General features: G+C 33.3%; 17 protein-coding genes. 9 read left to right on the top strand and 8 right to left on the bottom strand.

The window, feature by feature from the left end:
* Positions 1–112: 112 nt before the first annotated feature.
* On the bottom strand, positions 113–2,719 hold the full coding sequence (gene mutS, locus NQQ59_RS24485) for a DNA mismatch repair protein MutS (RefSeq protein ID WP_186296588.1): 2,607 nt from the start codon (positions 2,717–2,719) through the stop codon (positions 113–115).
* A gap of 159 nt (positions 2,720–2,878) precedes the next feature.
* Here mutS and NQQ59_RS24480 point away from each other — a divergent pair, with 159 nt between their 5' ends.
* The 3 genes from NQQ59_RS24480 (at position 2,879) to NQQ59_RS24470 (ending at position 6,154) form a co-directional block, all read left to right on the top strand.
* Positions 2,879–3,310: a DUF1573 domain-containing protein gene (locus NQQ59_RS24480; protein WP_144215396.1), complete on the top strand. Its 432-nt coding sequence runs from the start codon at positions 2,879–2,881 to the stop codon at positions 3,308–3,310.
* 75 nt (positions 3,311–3,385) lie between these two features.
* A complete protein-coding gene (locus tag NQQ59_RS24475) occupies positions 3,386–3,922 on the top strand; it encodes an RNA methyltransferase (RefSeq protein WP_144215397.1) in 537 nt (178 codons plus the stop codon).
* 42 nt (positions 3,923–3,964) lie between these two features.
* Positions 3,965–6,154 (top strand): Ig-like domain-containing protein, encoded by a 2,190-nt coding sequence (locus tag NQQ59_RS24470; RefSeq protein WP_144215398.1) that lies wholly within the window; start codon positions 3,965–3,967, stop codon positions 6,152–6,154.
* Between the two features lie 113 nt (positions 6,155–6,267).
* Here the strand turns inward: NQQ59_RS24470 and folK are convergent, their stop codons facing one another.
* Positions 6,268–7,401: a 2-amino-4-hydroxy-6-hydroxymethyldihydropteridine diphosphokinase gene (folK, locus tag NQQ59_RS24465; protein ID WP_144215399.1), complete on the bottom strand. Its 1,134-nt coding sequence runs from the start codon at positions 7,399–7,401 to the stop codon at positions 6,268–6,270.
* A 138-nt stretch (positions 7,402–7,539) separates the two neighbouring features.
* Between folK and sppA the strand changes: the two genes are divergently transcribed.
* The 3 genes from sppA (at position 7,540) to NQQ59_RS24450 (ending at position 13,029) form a co-directional block, all read left to right on the top strand.
* A complete protein-coding gene (sppA, locus tag NQQ59_RS24460; protein ID WP_257698462.1) occupies positions 7,540–9,297 on the top strand; it encodes a signal peptide peptidase SppA in 1,758 nt (585 codons plus the stop codon).
* Between the two features lie 7 nt (positions 9,298–9,304).
* A complete protein-coding gene (locus NQQ59_RS24455; protein ID WP_144215401.1) occupies positions 9,305–10,252 on the top strand; it encodes an alpha/beta hydrolase family protein in 948 nt (315 codons plus the stop codon).
* Between the two features lie 173 nt (positions 10,253–10,425).
* The gene (locus NQQ59_RS24450) at positions 10,426–13,029 is read left to right on the top strand and encodes an AsmA family protein (RefSeq protein ID WP_144215402.1); all 2,604 of its coding nucleotides are present in this window, start codon (positions 10,426–10,428) and stop codon (positions 13,027–13,029) included.
* Positions 13,030–13,124: 95 nt separating this feature from the next.
* On the opposite strand, the gene NQQ59_RS24445 is transcribed toward NQQ59_RS24450, so the two are convergent.
* Positions 13,125–14,168 (bottom strand): glycosyltransferase family 9 protein, encoded by a 1,044-nt coding sequence (locus NQQ59_RS24445; protein WP_144215403.1) that lies wholly within the window; start codon positions 14,166–14,168, stop codon positions 13,125–13,127.
* 165 nt (positions 14,169–14,333) lie between these two features.
* A complete protein-coding gene (locus tag NQQ59_RS24440; protein WP_144215404.1) occupies positions 14,334–15,128 on the bottom strand; it encodes a DUF2797 domain-containing protein in 795 nt (264 codons plus the stop codon).
* 240 nt (positions 15,129–15,368) lie between these two features.
* On the opposite strand from NQQ59_RS24440, the gene NQQ59_RS24435 reads away from it, so the two are divergent.
* Genes NQQ59_RS24435 through NQQ59_RS24425 form a run of 3 tightly spaced genes read left to right on the top strand, consistent with a single transcriptional unit; the run spans position 15,369 to position 17,455 of the window.
* Entirely contained in the window at positions 15,369–16,892 is a 1,524-nt protein-coding gene (locus tag NQQ59_RS24435) for a GH3 auxin-responsive promoter family protein (RefSeq protein WP_144215405.1), read from the top strand.
* A 25-nt stretch (positions 16,893–16,917) separates the two neighbouring features.
* Positions 16,918–17,160 carry a redox-active disulfide protein 2 gene (locus NQQ59_RS24430; protein ID WP_144215406.1) on the top strand — a complete coding sequence of 81 codons (243 nt, stop codon included), beginning with the start codon at positions 16,918–16,920 and terminating at the stop codon, positions 17,158–17,160.
* Between the two features lie 7 nt (positions 17,161–17,167).
* Positions 17,168–17,455 carry a hypothetical protein gene (locus NQQ59_RS24425; protein ID WP_144215407.1) on the top strand — a complete coding sequence of 96 codons (288 nt, stop codon included), beginning with the start codon at positions 17,168–17,170 and terminating at the stop codon, positions 17,453–17,455.
* A gap of 433 nt (positions 17,456–17,888) precedes the next feature.
* Here the strand turns inward: NQQ59_RS24425 and serB are convergent, their stop codons facing one another.
* From serB to NQQ59_RS24405, 4 genes are all read right to left on the bottom strand, one after another.
* Positions 17,889–19,118: a phosphoserine phosphatase SerB gene (serB, locus tag NQQ59_RS24420; protein ID WP_144215408.1), complete on the bottom strand. Its 1,230-nt coding sequence runs from the start codon at positions 19,116–19,118 to the stop codon at positions 17,889–17,891.
* 156 nt (positions 19,119–19,274) lie between these two features.
* A complete protein-coding gene (locus NQQ59_RS24415) occupies positions 19,275–19,709 on the bottom strand; it encodes a VOC family protein (RefSeq protein ID WP_144215409.1) in 435 nt (144 codons plus the stop codon).
* A 95-nt stretch (positions 19,710–19,804) separates the two neighbouring features.
* Positions 19,805–20,242 (bottom strand): SRPBCC family protein, encoded by a 438-nt coding sequence (locus NQQ59_RS24410; RefSeq protein ID WP_144215410.1) that lies wholly within the window; start codon positions 20,240–20,242, stop codon positions 19,805–19,807.
* Between the two features lies 1 nt (position 20,243).
* Complete coding sequence (locus NQQ59_RS24405; RefSeq protein WP_144215411.1) at positions 20,244–20,654, bottom strand: VOC family protein; 411 nt, start codon at positions 20,652–20,654, stop codon at positions 20,244–20,246.
* Between the last annotated feature and the right edge of the window lie 171 nt (positions 20,655–20,825).

Below are 20,825 nucleotides of genomic sequence, written 5' to 3'. Positions count from 1 at the left end.
GAGTGCAAATTTAGGACATTTATTCAATTACACAAGCGTTTTTCTAAAAAAAAATCCACTTATTTTATAACATTCTGATAACCTAAACTTTAAAATTGAAATTTTTTAGATTTTATTTTTTAACCAGCATTCTTTTGATCTCATTCAGCTTCATCAAAGCTTCTACTGGTGTAATCGCATTAATATCGAGATTTAAAATCTCTTCTTTTATCTCTTCCAACAAAGGATCATCTAAATTAAAGAAACTCATCTGCATTTCATCATTTGCCGCTTTTATTCCGTTCAAAGCATCGCTTGAATGATTCTTCTCTAATTTCTTTAAAAGCTTTTGCGCTTTTGAAATAACCAATTGTGGCATTCCAGCCATTTTTGCCACGTGAATTCCGAAACTATGCGCACTTCCTCCTTTTACCAGTTTTCTAACAAATAAAACAGTATCCTTAAGCTCTTTTACAGCCACATTAAAATTCTGAATTCTCGGCATCGATTCTGTCATCTCATTCAACTCATGATAATGCGTTGCAAAAAGCGTTTTTGCTCTTCCTGGATGTTCATGTAAAAACTCAGCAATTGCCCAAGCAATCGAGATTCCGTCATACGTACTAGTTCCTCTTCCAATTTCATCCAACAACACCAAACTTCTATCGGAAATATTATTCAAGATCGAAGCCGTTTCATTCATTTCAACCATAAAAGTAGATTCACCCATCGAAATATTATCTGAAGCTCCTACTCTCGTAAAAATCTTGTCCACAATTCCCATTCTAACACTATCAGCAGGAACAAAACTTCCCATTTGAGTCAAAAGCACAATTAAAGCCGTTTGTCTTAAAATTGCAGACTTACCCGACATGTTAGGTCCGGTAATCATAATGATTTGCTGCGTTTCTCTGTCCAAGAAAACATCATTGGCAATATAAGGAGTCCCAACAGGCAATTGTTTTTCAATTACAGGGTGTCTTCCGTTTTTGATATCCAATTCAAATGTCTCATCAATTTCAGGACATACATATTGATTTTCAACAGCCATTTGTGTAAAAGAGCACAAACAGTCTAACTGCGCCACCAAATAAGCATTCATTTGAACAGGTTTGATATAAGTAGAAATCCATGCTACTAACTGCTCGAAAAGCTCACTTTCTATTTTATAGATTTTTTCTTCTGCTCCTAAAATTTTGGTTTCGTATTCTTTTAATTCTTCAGTAATATAACGCTCTGCATTTACCAAAGTTTGCTTACGAATCCATTCTTCTGGAACTTTATCTTTATGTGTATTTCTAACTTCGATGTAATATCCGAAAACATTATTAAAAGAGATTTTCAATGAAGAAATCCCTGTTCTCTCTGATTCTCTTTTTTCAATTCCTTCTAAAAATTCTTTTCCTGAAGTTGAAATAGCACGTAACTCGTCTAATTCTTCACTGATTCCGCTTGCAATTGCATTTCCTTTTGAAATCGCAACAGGAGCATCCTGATTTAAAGTATTTTTAATTTTTTCGCGAAGCAAATCACAAGCGTGTAAGCTATCTCCAATAACTTTCACTGCTTCTTGCGGACTTTCGAGTGCCAAAGTTTTTATCGGAATAATAGCATCTAAAGATTCCTTTAAATAAACAATTTCTCTTGGCGAAACTTTTCCAGCAGCAATTTTAGAAATTAAACGCTCTAAATCTGAAATCTGTTTAATCTGATATTGAATGTTATGCAGAATTTCAGGATTTGATTTTAAATACGCTACAACCTCATGACGGCTTTTTACCTTGTTAGCATCTTTTAAAGGCAACGCTAACCAACGTTTCAACAAACGCCCTCCCATTGGAGAAAGTGTTTTATCAATAACATCCAAAAGCGTAACTGCATTTGGATTATAACTATGATATAATTCTAAGTTTCGAATTGTAAAACGATCCATCCAAACGTAAGCATCTTCTGCAATACGCTGAATTGCCGTGATATGTTGCACACGATTATGCTGAGTTTCGGACAAATAATATAAAATCGCTCCCGAAGCAATAATTCCTTCTTTTAACTCTTCAACACCAAATCCTTTTAATGAATTCGTTTGAAAATGCTTTGTCAATGTCTCTAAAGCATAATCTTCTTTATAAATCCAATCTTCTAAATAAAAACTATGAAAATCTTCTCCGAAAGCAGTTTTAAAATCTCCCTTATTATGTTTCGGAACTAAAACCTCACTTGGATTAAAATTCTGCAATAATTTATCGATGTATTCTGCATTTCCTTGAGCTGTTAAAAACTCACCAGTCGAAACATCCAAGAAGGAAATTCCGATATTTTTATTGGCAAAATAAACTGATGCTAAAAAGTTATTTGATTTTGAATGCAAAACCTCATCGTTTAAAGAAACTCCAGGAGTTACAAGCTCTGTTACACCTCTTTTAACGATTGTTTTTGTCATTTTCGGATCTTCAAGCTGATCACAGATCGCTACACGAAGTCCAGCCTTAACCAATTTTGGCAAATAAGTATTTACAGAATGATGCGGAAACCCTGCTAGTGCTGTTTCTGTATCAGATCCTGCACCTCTTTTAGTTAATGTTATTCCTAAAATTTTAGAAGCTCTAATGGCGTCTTCTCCAAAGGTTTCATAAAAATCTCCTACTCTGAAAAGCAGACATGCATCAGGATATTTAGCCTTGATCTCGTTGTACTGTTTCATTAAAGGTGTTTCCTTCACCACTTTCTCTTTAGCTGCCAAATTGTAATGTTTTAAATGAAAAAATTAAGACAGCGAATTTATGATTTTTTAATGGCATATTGAAAACTTCAAAAATTAAAATATTTTTAGGATTTTTTTAGTTTGTGGTTGGAGAATTTTACATAGCTTTGTTTATCATTTAAAAAAAAAGACCCTAAGATGAAAAAAATAATTTTATTCGCTATGTTAGCTGTAGCTGGTATTACGGCTTCTAATGCGCAAACAACTAAAAAAGCTAAAGCTACTAAAGTTGCTAAAGTTGAAGGAGCTGGAATGGCTTTTGAAACCGAAACGATTGATTACGGAACTATCGCTCACAACGCTGATGGTAAACGTGAATTCGTTTTCGTTAACAACGGAACTAAACCATTAATTATCACTAACACTCAAGGATCTTGCGGATGTACTGTTCCAACTACTCCAAAAGAACCAATTGCTCCTGGAGCTAAAGGTGTTATTGGTGTAAAATATGCTACTGACAGAGTTGGTGCTTTTACAAAAACTGTAACTGTAACTTCTAACGCAGAAGGACAACCAACAAAAGTACTTACAATTAAAGGTACTGTTTTACCAGATCCAGTAAAAAGCTAATCTGAAAAACACATAAATAATCAAAAAGCTTCCTTATCTTTGGAAGCTTTTTTTATGACTAGAATTTAAACACCAATGAGAAAACTCGAAAACAGCGAATTAGACCGTAAATCTATTGAGGATTTTAAGAAATCTGAAAAAACACCTTTAATATTAGTTTTAGATGATATTCGAAGTCTACACAACATCGGCTCTGTTTTTAGAACTGCGGATGCATTTTTGGTTGAAAAAATAATCTTATGCGGAATTACCGCAACTCCTCCTAACAAAGAAATTCATAAAACCGCTCTGGGTGCAACCGAAACCGTAGCATGGGAACATCACGAAAACGTTTTGGAAGTTATTGAAAACCTAAAAAAAGAAAATGTCCTGACAATGGCGATAGAACAAGTTGAAAGTGCTGTTTTTCTTCAGGATTTCAAAATTGAAAAAAATCAAAAATATGCTTTGGTTTTTGGAAACGAAGTTTTTGGTGTTGCCCAAGAAGCTGTAGCAATATGCGACGGTTGTATCGAAATTCCACAGCTTGGAACTAAACACTCTCTTAATATTGCTGTAAGCGCCGGAATTGTTGTTTGGGACTTATTTCAAAAAATGAATTGGCCTAAATAAAATTTTATTTTTTTATTCTTAATTAATTGATATTTTTAGCAAATGAAAAATATCAAATTAACAATTATTTTCACTTTATTATCCGTTTTAAGTTTTAATTTTTCTCATTCAAAAGAAAATTCAAAAACTTTTAACAAAAACACTACATACACACCAAAACCTTTCATAAATCTAAAAGTCAAAAAGCAAAAGAAAACTAATTTTGTAATTGATCCTCCAAAACTTATTGCACAGGGCGATCAACTTTACTGTCCACAAACGTCGATAAATATTGTAACAGATTTTACGATTAATCATGACGCTTCTGAAAACGGTACACAAGTAATTTACATTCAGATTTCATCAGGATATTCAAGTGGTTTAGACCGATTAGAACTTGCAAATCCGACCTTGCATCCCAGTATTGTGAGTAGTTGGGATGTCACCTCTGGAAAACTACAATTATCAGGAACAAATCCTGCTACTGAAGTTCCTTATGCTGATTTTATTTCGGCAGTAAAAGATGTTATGTTTACCAATCCATCTGATACTGCCAGCGGCACAAGAACATTTTCAATTACTATCGGGCAAGCAAATTTTTTACCCTCTACAGGACATTATTATTTATTTGTTCCCAACTTAGGCGTTACCTGGACAAATGCACGTGATTTAGCTGCAGCTAGTACCTATTATGGTCTTCAAGGATATTTGGCCACTATTTTATCTGCTGACGAAGCAAAATTAATTGGCGAACAAGCCTCTGGAACAGGTTGGATTGGAGGAAGCGATGCCGAAACTGAAGGCGTATGGAAATGGGTTACCGGACCAGAAGCCGGAACGATTTTCTGGAATGGAAATGCAAATGGCTCAACTCCAAATTTTGCATTTTGGAATACTGGCGAACCAAATCAACAAGGTGATGAAGATTATGCACATATTACACAGCCTGGAGTTGGAATAAGAGGCTCATGGAATGATTTATCAAACACAGGAGGTGCTTCAGGTGATTACCAACCAAAAGGTTATGTTGTGGAATACGGTGGAATGCCTGGTGAAACGCCTTTAGAAATCGCTGCAAGTACCAAAATCACTATACCTGTAGCAAACCCAGCTGCTAATCCGAATCCAGCTTGTGATTTTGGAAGTTTTACCCTTAGTGCAACGGCAGCTACAGGAGCAACAATCAGCTGGTACGATTCTGCAACTGGCGGAAATTTACTAACTACCGGAAACACCTATAACACACCACCAATCACAACTACGACAACTTATTACGTTGATGCCGGTTGCGAATCAAACCGTAAGCCAGTTGTCGCCACAATAAATCACACTCCAAATGTGCCAGTCGCAACAAATACAACTGTTTCCAGATGCGGTACAGGAAGCGTAACACTCGAAGCTTCTTCAAACATCGGAACAATTAACTGGTTTACATCATCAACGGGTGGCACAAGTGTTTTCTCGGGAACTAATTTCGCAACTCCTGCCATTTCCTCTAACACCACTTATTATGCAGAAGCTTCAAATAATGGATGCATCAATCCTACTCGAATTCCTGTCGATATTATAATCTACACACCACCAACAGTAACCGATGAAACTTTAATTTTATGTCAGTCGGAAACCCTAACGTTAGACGCTGGAGTTTCAGGAATGACTTATTTATGGTCTAATGGAGTAACAAATCAAACCACCGTTGCTACTACAGGAGGAACTTATACTGTCGACGTTACAAGTCCGTCGCCTGAAAACTGTACAAGTAGAAAAACTATTATTGTTGAAGAACATAAAATTCCACAGATTAATCGTATTGACGTGGAAGGAACCAGAGCTATTATTTATCCCATTAAAACAGAAAATTACTTTGAATATTCTGTAGACGGAATCAACTATCAGGATTCTACCATTTTTTATGACGTTCCTGGTGGGCTGCAAACGGCTTATGCACGAGAAAAAAGTGGATGCGGACAAGTCACACAACAATTTGTAGTACTCGTTTTTCCTCCATTCTTTACTCCAAACAACGATACTTTTAATGATGTTTGGGAAGTAACTGGAATGGAAAATTATCCTCAAGCAGAAGTTACTATTTTTGATCGTTACGGTAAAATGATTGCACAGTTAAGCAGATTAAAAATGAGCTGGGATGGCACTTTAAATCAAGTTCCGCTTCCCGCTTCTGATTATTGGTATGCCTTAAAAGTAGATGATTCGATGCCTGTTTTAAGAGGTCATTTTACCTTGAAGAGATAGGTTTTCAATTAGAAAATGTGGCAATAAAATAATGTAGCAATTAGAAAATTTGATAATTAGAAAATTTATCAGCATAACTGGAAAATTATCTAATTATCTAATTGGCATATTGACTAATTAAGCTTTTTCTTAATTTCATTTAAAATAAAAATGTAGTCTTCATGTCTTTTGACAAAATCGCGATCAGAAACATCTATAATTAAAACATTTAAATCCGTTTGAGATTTGATGTATTCCAAATAACCATTATTGATTTTTTCTAAATAAGAAGCTTCAATATTTTGTTCGTAGTTACGTCCGCGTTTTTTTATGTTTTGTAAAAGTCGTTCCGTATTTTGGTAGAGATAAACATATAAATCAGGCTTTGGCATTTCTTTATAAATAATATCAAAGAGATTTCTGTACAAACGATATTCGTCTTCCTGCAACGTAATTTTAGCAAAAATCAATGATTTAAAAATATGGTAATCAGCTACAATAAAATCTTTAAACAAATCAAACTGTGCCAAATCATCTGATAATTGCTGATAACGATCTGCTAGAAAAGACATTTCAAGCGGAAAAGCATATCTGTTTTGATCTTTATAAAACTTAGGAAGAAACGGATTATCAGCAAATCTTTCCAAAACTGTTTTGGCATTAAAATCTTCTGCAATTTTATGTACCAAAGTAGTTTTTCCTGCACCAATATTTCCTTCAAAAGAAATATAATTAAACTGATTTAAAGGAATTCCTTCAAGCGGATTTTCTAAATTCTGAACTATGGTACAAACACTTTCATCTGGCGTAATGGCAAGCAATTCTGAAATTGTTTTTTGCAAAACAGGATGTTTCCAGTTCAATTTCAAATCCTGCATCGGAAGCAAAACAAAATTTCTGTTCTGCATTAAAGGATGAGGAACTTGAAGTTTCTCCGAATTAATAATTTCATCATCAAAAACAATCAAATCTACATCTATAATTCTGGATTGATATCCCTCCTGATTAGAACGAATTCTACCCAATTCTTTTTCAACTTTTAAAACCTGATTCAGTATTTTGTGAGCTGAAGAATTAGTATGCAAAAGAAGTGCACAATTGTAAAAAGCATCACTTTCAAAACCCCATGCTGGCGTTTCATAAAGTTTGGAAACCTGAATAACAGTCCCAACATTTTGATGGATTAAATCAATACATTTTTGAATGTTTTCTAGTCTGCTGCCCTGGTTGCTGCCTATCGATAAAACGACTTGATGCTGTAATTTCATAATTAATGCAAATTAACTAAAACTATTTTAGAATTAACCAATATATTTGTGAAACGACGTCTGGATTTACTTATAAATTTTAGATCTCTAATTTGTAACATTTTGCCCTTTTTCGCTACTTATTAAAAAAATATACTTATGAAGTTTTTAGGAAATGTACTCGCCACAGTAATTGGTATTTTTGTATTTATCATGCTCTTCTTTTTTGGAGCAATCTTTATTGCCACACTTTTTGGCGGAGATGACAAAGTCTCTGTAAAATCTGATTCTGTTATTGAATTAAATTTAAAAGAAATCAAAAATGACTATGCTGGAAAATATAGAGACCCTTGGGTAACGGCTTTCTCTGATAAAAAAGGAATTGGTCTGACAGATGTTCTTAATGCTATCGAAGCAGCTAAAACTGATGATAATATAAAAGGGATTTCTATTTTAAATGATCAATCTTCTCTTGGTCTTGCTCAATATAAGGACTTAAGAAATGCACTTGAAAGTTTTAAAAAATCAGGAAAATTTGTCTGGGCTTATGCCAATACTTATTCCCAAAAAGAATATTATCTAAATTCTGTTGCCAATACAATTTATATCAATCCAGCAGGTGATCTGGACTTTAAAGGTCTTTCGTCTGAAGTAATGTTTTTTAAGGATTTTCAGGACAAATCAGGAATTCATATGGAAGTAATTCGTCACGGAAAGTACAAAAGTGCCGTTGAACCTTTCTTAGAAAATAAAATGAGTGATGCCAATAGAGAACAAACAACGGCTCTGTTGAACTCTATTTGGGCTACTGTTTCTGCAGACATTTCAAAAAGCAGAAATATTCCGTTGCCAAAATTAAACGAAATTGCAAATGGTCTTTTAGCCAAAACTCCAGAAATGGCAAAAGAACAGCGTTTAGTTGACATTATAGCTTATGAAGATGTTTATCATGATGCCATCAGAAAAGCATTAAAAGTAGAGAAAGACGAAGATTACAACAAAATTTCGATTTTAGACTATACTCAAAACAACATTACAACTGCTTTGACCAATACTGCCAACGATCAAATTGCGATTATTTATGCTCAGGGAGAAATTACAGGTGGCGAAGGAGATGTTAACAGTATCGGAGAAGGCTCAATGCGTCGCTCTTTACAAGAAGCAAGAAAAAATGACGATGTAAAAGCAATCGTTCTTAGAATTGACAGCCCAGGTGGAAGTGCTTTAACTTCTGATTTGATCTGGAGAGAAATTGAAATCACTAAAAAAGTAAAACCAGTTGTGGTTTCTATGGGGAATTATGCTGCTTCTGGAGGTTATTATATTGCCTGCAACGCTAACAAAATATTCGCCGAAAACAATACGATCACAGGATCTATAGGCGTTTTCGGAATGCTTCCAAACTTTAGCCCTTTGGCTAATAAATTAGGAATTAATTCTGAGCAAGTTAAAACGCATGAAAATTCAGCAAACTACAGTCCGTTTGTGCCTGTTGATGAAAAGTTCAAAGCTTTCACTTTAGAAGGAGTTGAAAAAATATACAACACTTTTGTAACTCATGTTGCAGAAGGACGTAAAATGACTTTTGATCAGGTCGATGCCATTGCACAAGGTAGAGTGTGGTCTGGCACAGAAGCCTTAAAATTAGGATTGGTGGATAAAATTGGTGGTTTAAATGCCGCTATTGCTGAAGCTGCAAAAATTGCTAAAATCAAAAAATACAGAACTCAGAATTATCCGGAATACGAAAAAACTTTTAATGATTTAATTTCCAACCTTCCTTTTGCAAAATCTAAAGAAGCTTTTATAAAAGAAGAAATTGGAGAAGAAAACTACATGCTTATTGAGCAGGTAAAGAGATTTCAAAAACAAAAAGGAGTTCAGGCGATAATGCCTTACGGAATCAATATATATTAATTGAAAGATGAACAAGATAATTCTTTTTTTAACGGTTTTGTTTTTGAGTGTTTTAAATGCTCAAACCAAAAAAGAAATTACATTTAAGGAAAGTCCAGCAGTACTTAAAATCAATAATGATCAATTGTACGGCACGTTGACGACACCAGACTTAACACAGAAATTTCCAGTGGCTTTAATTATTGCTGGTTCTGGTCCAACAGACAGAAATGGAAATAATCCGATGATGAAAAACAATTCCCTGAAGATGCTGGCTGAAAATTTAGCTAAAAACGGAATTGCATCTTTGCGATACGATAAAAGAGCTATTGGCGAAAGTAAAGCAGCCGGCGGATCTGAAAGCAATCTGGTTTTTGAAAACTATATTCAGGATGCCAAAAGCTGGATTAATTATTTAAAACAAGACAAACGTTTTTCCAAAATTATCATAATTGGTCATAGCGAAGGAGCTTTAATCGGAATGGTTTCCAGTGCAAAAGCAGACAAATTTATTTCGATTGCAGGCGCAGGCGAACCAGCAGATCAAATTATAAAAACACAGATTGCTGCAAAATCAATGAAACAATTGAACGATATGACTTTCCCAATCATTGACAGTTTAAAGAACGGATTTGAAGTTAAAAAAGTAGACCCAATGCTGAATGCTCTTTTCAGACCAAGCGTTCAACCTTATCTGATTTCGTGGTTCAAATACAATCCGCAAACAGAAATCAGTAAACTGACAATTCCGGTTCTCATTTTACAGGGGAATAATGATTTACAGATTGGCGTTAAAGATGCCGAAAATTTATCTAAAGCCAATAAAAATGCTGAAATGGCCATTATTGACAAAATGAATCACATGATGAAAATCATTGATGGCGATCAAAATGCAAACATGGCAAGTTACAATAATGAAACACTTCCGTTGTCGGAGAGCCTTGTCGAGAAAATTGTTTCATTTATTCAGAAATAAATAAAATAAACAAGATCCAAAATCCGTTTGAAATACTTTCAGACGGATTTTTTTATTTAACAAAATAAGTATTATTCTTACATTTTAAGAAAACTTTATCTTCGCACTCTCCTAAAAAAAACTATTTTTGCATGAGTCGATTTTATAAAAATTAAACCCTCAAATCTAATTATATGCTAAAGAAAGTTTTAAAAATAAGTGCCATTGTCATCGTGGTGTTTGTTGCCGCATTATTTGCCTTGCCTTTTTTATTTAAAGATCAGATTAAAGCCAAAATTGTCGAAGCTATTAACGAAAGTGTTGATGCTAAAGTAAGCTTTAAAGATGCTGATTTAAGTTTGTTTAAAAATTTTCCAAATGCAACTGTCGGAATCGAGAAACTTGTTATTATCAACAAAGCTCCTTTTGAAGGCGACACGTTGGTTTCTTTAGGCGAATTAAATTTAAAAATGAGTGTGAAAGAACTTTTCAAAGGAAAAGAAGAGCCTTTAAGCATTCAGGGAATTAGTTCTACAAACGGATTAGTAAATATTATTTTCAATAAAGATGGTGTTGGAAACTTTGATATCGCTTTAAAAGACAAAAAAGAAGATAAGAAAGACGAAGCAAGCAAGCCACTTTCTTTGAAAATCCAAAATTATAAAATTGAGAATTTTACCTTCAGATACATTGATCAGGGTTCTAAAATCAAAATGGTAATTGACAGTTTAAATCACGAAGGAACTGGAGATTTTACCAATTCGAAATTAGATTTGAATACCAAAACCACTGCTAAAGTTTCATTGGACATGGATAAAATGAATTACATGAAAGATGTAAAACTAACTTTAGACGCTATTCTTGGAATTGATTTGGATCAAAGTAAATATACTTTTAAAGAAAACAAAGCTTTAATCAATCAGCTTCCTTTAGAATTTGATGGATTTATTCAAATGGCCGAAAACAAGCAGATTTACGATTTGAAGTTTAAAACCCCTACTTCTTCTTTCACCAATTTCTTAGGTTTAATTCCTTCTGCTTATGCATCGAGCTTGGATGGTGTTAAGACTACCGGAGATTTTACTGTAAATGGTTTTGCAAAAGGAGAATTAACAGAAACTACGGTTCCTAAATTCAATATTGAAATAGCATCAAACAATGCTTCTTTCCAATATCCGAATCTTCCAAAATCGGTTCAGAATATTGTAATTGACACTAAAATCATAAATGAAACTGGTATTCTAAATGATACGTATGTCAACTTAGATAAACTGTCTTTCAGAATAGATCAGGATGTTTTTAACGCTAAAGCGAATATCAAAAATATCACTGTAAATCCGATTGTTGATGCCGCTTTGAAAGGAACAATCAACCTAGCTAATCTTTCAAAAGCTTATCCAATCAAAATGGACAAACCTCTTGCAGGTATTTTAAAAGCTGACGTTACCACGAATTTTGATATGGCTTCTGTAGAAAAAAGTCAATACCAAAACATTAAAAATGCTGGAACTATGAGTTTATCAGGATTTAAATATACTGATGAAAACAATAAATCTATGAACATAAGCACGGCGTTGGTAGAATTTAATCCTAGTAAAATCAACTTAAAACAATTTGACGCTACAACCGGAAAAAGTGATATCAGCATTAATGGAGTTTTAGAAAATTTCTACGGTTTTATGTTTAAAAAACAAGAATTGAGAGGAAACTTCAATATGAGCTCAAACCAATTAGCTGTTGATGATTTTATGACGGCTGGTGAGCCTGCAAAAACAGAAACTAAAACTCCAGCAAAACCAGCTGAAGCCATGAAGATTCCAGCATTCTTAAATTGTACTTTAAACGCAAAAGCTACAACGGTTTTGTATGACAATTTAAAACTGAAAGATGTTTCTGGAAAATTATTGATTAAAGATGAAAAAGCAACTTTAGAAAACTTTAAAACCAATATTTTTGGTGGATCTATCGGTCTTAACGGAGCGGTTTCCACTAAAGAAAAAGTGCCAACTTTTGACATGAATCTTGGATTTAATCAGGTTGATATTGCACAGACTTTTACGCAGTTGGACATGATGAAAAAAATCGCTCCTATTGCTGGAATTATCAATGGTAAATTAAATTCGACTATTAAGTTAAATGGTAATTTGGATGCCAAAGAATTAACTCCAGATTTAAAATCAATCTCTGGAGATTTAATTGGACAATTGCTTTCTACGACTGTTAATTCTCAAAACTCAACTTTGCTTAGCGCTTTGAGTTCAAATGTGAAATTTATCGATTTGAACAAAGTAAACCTGAACGATATTAAAGCAGCTTTAACTTTTGATAATGGAAAAGTAAACATAAAACCTTTTGATATTAAATACCAAGATATTAAAGTTACAGTGGGCGGAACTCACGGTTTTGATCAAACTATGAATTACAACCTGAAATTTGATGTTCCTGCTAAATATCTAGGAACTGAAGCCAACAATTTAATTGCGAAATTATCTCCTGCTGATGCTGCAAAACTGGATAATATTCCGATTAACGCTGTGTTGACTGGTAATTTTTCGAATCCTAAAATCAGTACCGATATGAAGACAGCTGTAACCAACCTGACTACTCAATTGGTAAATCAGCAGAAAGAAAAATTGACACAAAAAGGAACTGCTGCGTTGACAGATTTAATCAACAAAAACACAAAAGCAAAAGACACAACGCAGGCTGCAAAAACAGAAAAAGAACAAAAAACACAAGAAGTTACTAAAAAAGCAAGTGACTTATTGAATGGTCTTTTCAAGAAGAAGAATCCTTAACATAAGATGCTTAGATGCTAAGGCACTAAGATTCTAAGATTTTCATAAAAAAACCTGTTCTTTCGAACAGGTTTTTTTTAATCTCTTTTTAAATTCTATTTGTTTAGAATCTTATTAATTGCTTTTATAAAATCTGGAACACCCAAAACATTGGTATCCAAGCCTACGCTTCCGTTTCCGTATGGTTCATATTTTTTTAAGTTAGAAACTGAAAACAGACCAACAGTTGGCGCTTTTGAAGCACTTGCCAAATGCATAATTCCACTGTCTGCACCGACAAAAACATCTACGTTTGCCAGAACAGAACCAATTTCACGAACATCTTTACTGTAAAAAGTTGGAGCTTCAAAATTGATTTGAGAAACATTTTCTACTGGTAATACTTCAAAAATATTCTCGTTCGGATATTCTTTTTTCAATACGGTATAAAATTCTTCCCACCAAGCAGGGCTGTAACATTTCTCACCAGTTGCGTAGGTAAAAATCGCGATAGTCCTTTTGTTTGGATCGATAATTTTATTTAAAATCTCTTTACCGTTTGCAATTTCAGTTTCAGATAATTTTAAATCTATAAGCGCAACAGGTTCGTTTTTATCTTTTGTTCCAACCTGATTTAAAAAATATCTGAAATTATATACTGGATATTTTGCAATGTGGTCGTAATCTTTATGCTCAAGGGTAACATTTTCTGGAAGATTTCCAAAAAATTTATATTTAGCATTTGAAAATTTGACACCAAGTCTTCCAGAAGAAGAATTTTGATCAACATTTATTGCAACGTCGTAATTTTGTTTTTTAATTAAAGTCCAAACTTTAAAGTATTTTACTAATTCTTTAAAAGGCTTTTTGGGCAGGTGAATTATTTTATCGATATTATCATAATTCTCAAACACAATTGGTGCAAGCATTCCTTTCACAAATAAATCAATTTTACAATTTGGGAAAGTTTTAGTTACTTCTTCAACCAAAGGTGTGATTAAAAGCATGTTTCCTAATCGGCCGTTTGGTCTACAAATTAATACTTTCTTGATTTTCGTTACATCAATGGATTCGTTGTTACTGACTGAACTGCCGATATTCTTAGTCAGATTACGCATTAATGAACGCCTAAAAGTATTAACTTTTTTTAAGTTACTCATGTGGTATTTGTTTGAGGTATTTGTTTTTGAAATATTAAATTAGCTTCAACATGTCAAAGCTATAATTATTCATCAACTAATTAACACAAAACCACAAATTAAATTGTAAATTTTAAATTAAAATAACTTAATTATAAAAAAAGATAACAATTTGCTAATAAAACCCTACACGTTTATTGTCACAACGTATCCTTCTGAACCACGTACATTAAATACAGTTCCGTTTTCAAACAGTAAATATTGTCCTTTAATTCCAGTCAATTTACCAGTAAATGAAGGGTTTTTATCCAAATTCAGACTATTTACTTTAGCTGGATAACTCAAAACTGGATATTGCAAGTCAAACAAATCATTCTTTTGTGAGTAAAAAAATTCTTTAACCTCAGCTGGAATTAAACTTTCAATTTTCACTTTTTCTGCAACCAAATCAAAAACCTCAACAGAATTCTGCAACATTTTTCTCCAATTGGTTTTATCGGTATAATGATCTTTTAGCGCCACTTCGGTAATTCCTGCCAAATATCTGTTTGGCACTTCAACAACAGCGATTGCCTGCGAAGCCCCTTGATCTATCCAACGTGTTGGAACTTGTGTTTTTCTGGTTACACCTACTTTTATTTCACAAGCTGCCGCTAAATATACAATATGAGGCTGCAACTGAACTTTAGATTCATAATCTAAATCTCTGTCTGCGATTCCTAAATGCGCTGTACTCAATTCAGGTCTCATAATCCAATCACCAACAGCAGGACTTGAATAAAAACAGTCGTAACAAAAACCCTGACGGTATATTTTTTTCTTTTTACCACAATTCAAACATTGATATCCGACAAAGTTAATTTCGATTTCTTTATCCAATAACTGATTTACATTCAGAAAACTATCTTCAAAAACCAAATAATATTGAATTGGACTTCCTAATTCGGTTTGCATTTTTGTCAGGACACCTTGATATTGCATTCGTTGTTTATTTATATTGCTGATTTAGATTGATCAAAAAGAATTACACTTTTTAGTGTTAAAATTCGACTTATAAAGGAGAATCTTTACTTGAAATCGAATTGTTTTTTACAAAAAAATACTATTTTTGATATGACGGCAAAGTTACTATTTGTCACTCGATAATCAAATTTTATGTTTTTAGTTTTACATGGATTGTGAGATTTAAAACCTAAAGTCCGTAACCTAAAAACCAAATTCATGCCTTTATCCATTATCAATTCGTTTGCCTCTTGGGTTCTTAAACAAAGGATTCATCAAATAGAACTTTTTTTAAAATATCCGAATGAAGTTCAAGAAGAATTATTGCACAACTTATTGACGGCATCAGAAAATACGGTTATTGGAAAGCAATATGAATTTTCGTCTATTAACTCTTATCAGACCTTTGCAGAGAGAGTTCCTATTGCTACTTATGAAGAATTACAGCCTTTAATTGAACGTACTCGTTTAGGAGAACAAAATGTTTTTTGGGAAACTCCAATTAAATGGTTTGCTAAATCGAGTGGTACAACAAATGCCAAAAGTAAATTTATTCCCGTTAGTAATGAAGCTCTGGAAGATTGTCATTACAAAGGCAGTAAAGATTTACTTTGTCTTTATCTGAACAATAATGAAGATTCTGAATTGTTTTTAGGAAAAAGTCTTCGTTTAGGCGGAAGTTCTCAGATTTACGAAAACAACAATACTTTCTTTGGAGATTTATCTGCAATTTTGATTGAAAACATGCCAATTTGGGCCGAATTCAGCAGTACTCCAAGCAGTAAAACTTCCTTGATGAGCGAATGGGAAACCAAAATCGCAGCCATTATCAACGAAACCAAAAATGAAAACGTAACCAGTTTTGCCGGAGTTCCGTCTTGGATGCTGGTTTTAATGAATAAGGTTTTAGAAAATACAGGAAAACAAAACTTATTGGAACTTTGGCCTAATTTGGAAGTTTACTTTCATGGTGGCGTGAGCTTTTCTCCATATAAAGACCAATATAAAAATATACTCCCAAGTAAAGATTTCAGATATTACGAAATTTACAATGCTTCTGAAGGTTTCTTTGCTATTCAAGATTTAAATAATTCTAGCGATTTGCTTTTAATGCTGGATTATGGGATTTTTTACGAATTTATTCCGATGGAAACTTTTGGAACTTCAAACCAAAAAGTAATTCGTCTGGCAGATGTTGAACTGAATAAAAATTACGCAATTGTCATTACAACCAATTCTGGTTTATGGCGTTATTTAATTGGCGATACGGTTCGTTTTACATCATTAAATCCGTATAGAATTAGAGTTACAGGCAGAACCAAACATCATATTAATGTTTTTGGCGAAGAATTAATGGTTGAAAATACTGATCAGGCTATTGCAAAAGCTTGTCAGATTACGCAAACGGAAGTTATTGATTATACTGTCGCTCCTATTTTTATGCAAGACAAAGAAAAAGGCGCGCACGAATGGATGATTGAATTCAAGAAAAGCCCAGCCGATGTTGGTCTTTTTCAGAAAGTTTTGGATGAAACTTTACAAACTTTAAACTCAGATTACGAAGCGAAACGTTACAACAATATGACTTTAAATCCGCTGGTGATTAATGTCGCTCGTGAGAATTTATTTTATGACTGGTTAAAAGAAAGAGATAAACTTGGCGGACAACATAAGATTCCACGACTTTCTAATCAGAGAGATTATTTGGAACAGTTAAAAGAAATGCAAGCTATTAAAGTATAAATTAACCCAACATAAAAACCACCAAATGAAAAAGAAGAAATTCAGCGAAATGACTGTTGAGGAACTAATCAAAACCCAAAAATCATTCAAAACAGTTACCTATTTGTTTGGTGTGGTTTTACTTCTTTTGTTTGGTCTTAATATTTTCCTTGTTGCTAACAAAGGTTTTAGCGCTTCAAATGTAATTCCCATTGCTTTGCTCCCTATTTTTATTTTGAATATGAATACTTTAAAGGAGATTAAGAGGGAATTGGAATCTAGAGAATAAGATGTCTATGAGTAAAAGACTATTTCTATTTCTATTTTTTTGTTTCTTTCTTCAAAAATCTATTTCACAAAACAAAGAACAATTAAGTCCAATCCAGAAACATATTTATGAATTTGAAATAGTTCAAATAAAACCCGAATTTCCTGGTGGAAATGACAAATTCATTGAATATGTTTCGAAAAATTTTGACAAAAAAACTAAAGAATCTATTTCAGGAAGTTTTATAATTGAAATGGATGGTTCTGTATCTAATGTTGTTATTAATAACAATATTGAACTCAAAGTTATTAAATAATTAAGAAAAGTATTTCAAAAATCTCCAAAATGGCTTTGCGGAGAGCACGAAGGATATCATATTAGAACAAAAATGAACTTTACTTTTAATTTAAAATAATAAAATATCATCTTAAAACGATAATTCCACTAAACCCGCATGAGGGATAGAAGTGAAAATCCTTTTGTGGCGGGGTTCGCCACAAAAGATTGAAACGGATAGCCCGACCCGCAGGGACATGCCCACATAAAAAAACCTCCGCTCTTTATTGAAAAGAACTGAGGTTTTCATATTTTATTCCATCTAGTGTGTCATTTCGACGAAGGAGAAATCTCCGCGAGAAACTCTACAAAGATTGGTTTACGTTGCGGAGCTACTTGCGGAGATTTCTCCTTCGTCGAAATGACAAAAATGGGCTGAAAAATCTTTGCCTTCATTCAAAGTAAGACGTATTTTACATCATATCGATATATCTATCATGATATCCTAAAAGATATAAAACTCCATCAAGACCTAAACTTGAAATTGATGTTGAAGCACTTTCTTTCACTTTTGGTTTGGCATGAAAAGCAATTCCTAAACCTGCTAAGTTTAGCATTGGTAAATCGTTTGCTCCGTCTCCAACGGCGATAGTTTGATTGATATGAATCCCTTCTTTTTCAGCAATTGCTTTTAAATATTCTGCTTTTTTCTGACCGTCTACAATATCACCAATATATTTACCAGTTAATTTTCCGTCTTTTATTTCTAATTGATTGGCGTGAACGTAATCTATTCCTAATTCTTTTTGAAGATATTCTCCAAAATAAGTGAAACCTCCAGATAAAATTGCGGTTTTATAACCGTAATACTTTAAAGCTTTCATTAAACGGTGTGCTCCTTGTGTAATTGGTAAATTAATGGCAACATTTTGTAATACTTCCTCACTTAAGCCTTCAAGCAAAGCCATACGTTTTTTGAAACTTTCGTTAAAATCGATTTCACCATTCATCGCAGATTCTGTAATGGCACGAACCTGATCTCCTACTCCATTCAATTCTGCCAATTCGTCTATTACTTCAGTTTGAATTAAAGTTGAATCCATATCGAAGCAAACCAAACGGCGGTTTCTTCTATAAATATTGTCTTCTTGGAAAGAAATGTCAACATTTAGTGTTCTGGAAATTTCCATAAAACTTGCTGTCATGATAATCTTGTTTACAATTTCACCTGTTACAGACAATTGAATACAAGAACGCGGATATTCTTCTTTTTCGACAATAGAAGTTCTTCCCGTTAATCTTATGATAGAATCAATATTTAAATTTTGATCTGACATTATTTGGGTAACAGCAGACAATTGAGATGCCGCCAATTTCTCGCCCAAAATATTAATAATGTAACGTTGCTTAGATTGCGATTTTACCCATTTTTCGTAATCTTCAATAGAAATTGGGATAAATTTTACTTTGATTTCCAGTTCGTACGCTTTAAACAATAAGTCTTTTAAAACTGGTGCTGATGAAGAACCTGCAGCAATTTCGAACAAAATTCCCAAAGAAAGTGTATCATGAATATCGGCCTGACCAATATCTAAAATATTAGCATCGTATGCTGCCAAAACAGCTGTTAAACCTGCTGTAACTCCAATTTTATCGTGTCCTGAAACTTTTAATAAAATTATTTCTTTATCTTCTGCTGCCATTTTTCTTTCTTGATTTTGAAGCGACAAAAATCGGCAATCTCTCGTTGATAAAAAAGAATAATCCTTGTTTTTTTGAAAAGAAAAAGCACATAAACATGTGCTTTCTCGAGTAATTTAACATTTCTGTTTTATTATTAAAATAACGTAACTTTTTGGTTATGGGTTTGGTATATTTTTATCAAAACTTACCATCCAGTTTATACCAAATTTATCTTTGAACATTCCAAAGTAAGAACCCCAGAAAGTATTATTCATTGGCATTTCAACTTTTCCTCCTGCTGAAAGTCCGTTAAAAATTCTATCCGCTTCTTCTGTGCTTTCTGTATTCACAGAAACAGAAAAATTATCTCCAAAACTTACATCGCCATATCTCGGATGACTGTCACTTCCCATTAAAATGGAATTTCCAATTGGAAGCGAAACGTGCATGATACGATTTAATGCTTCTTCGGAAAGCACTTCTCCTTCTTCTGCCGGAGCATCTTTAAATTTTCCGATATAAGGAAAATCTCCCCCAAAAACGGATTTGTAAAATAGGAACGCTTCTTCGCAAGTTCCGTTAAACATTAAATATGGATTTATTGCTGCCATTTTTTCTAATTATTAATTGTTAGTTATAAATTGTTAATTCCTCTAAAATAGAAAATCAAGTCTTTCCTCTATCTTCTTTTCTCTATACCTAATCTCTACTTCTCAGACAATTCTTTAATCGCTTCCATTCCTTTCGGAAAAGCTTCTTTAAAATAATCTATATGTTTTTCTATTACATCAACTTCTACATGAAGATCTACTAAGTCTCCTTTCTGATCTAAACGATAGGTTTCCATTGCTCCAACCCATTTTTCTGTTTCCTCATTTGGTGGGACTTCTTTAAAATCTTTGATTTCGCCCATGTGTTTAAAAGCCATGTATTCATTTGGAATTTTAGTTTCAATCAAACTATTCATTCCTTCTCCGCCTGGTCCTAAAAAATAAATTTTATCGCCTTCGTTCCAATTCGTTTCCACGTAACTTCCTTCACAAAAAGCACTTGTCCACTTTCTATAAGTTGCGTCATCCCACAAAACCTTCCAAATCTTTTCTTTAGAAGCTTTTATATCAATATTAAAAATTAGTTTTTCCATCTCAATTGGGTAATTTACTAAAGTCCATATATAAAACATTCCAACGATGACCGTCCAAATCGGCAAAACCACAGCCATACATCCATCCCTGACTTTCGGCTGGAGGAGCAAAAACAATTCCACCGGCTTCTTTGACTTTTTCAGCCAATTCGTCCACTTCTTCTCTGCTTTCAGCATCAATCGAAATCAAAACTTCAGAACTAGAACTGGAATCTGTAACGGCATTTTGAGAAAAACTAGAAAACAGCATTTCTTCAAAAAGCATTACCACAAAATGCCCTTCACCTACAACCATACACGTCGAACTTGGCGTATCATGCTGTTCATTAAACGAAAAACCTATTTTCCAGAAAAAATCTTTCGCTTTTGCTACATCCTTTACAGGAAGATTCAACCATATTTGTTTTGTCATTTTTTGTTTTTTTTTGTTGGGTTAGATATTTAGTTTTTTTCTTTTTTTTTAAACCATATAAGTGATATAAGTTAATTAAGATACACCTTTGTTACTTTGTTACTTTGTTACTTTGTTACTTTGTTACTTTGTTACTTTGTTACTTTGTTACTTTGTTACTTTGTTACTTTG

Source organism: Flavobacterium panacis, from assembly GCF_024649945.1.
Lineage (GTDB): Bacteria > Bacteroidota > Bacteroidia > Flavobacteriales > Flavobacteriaceae > Flavobacterium > Flavobacterium panacis.
Note: the sequence above shows the minus strand (reverse complement) of the source record. Positions and strands in the feature narration are given on the sequence as shown.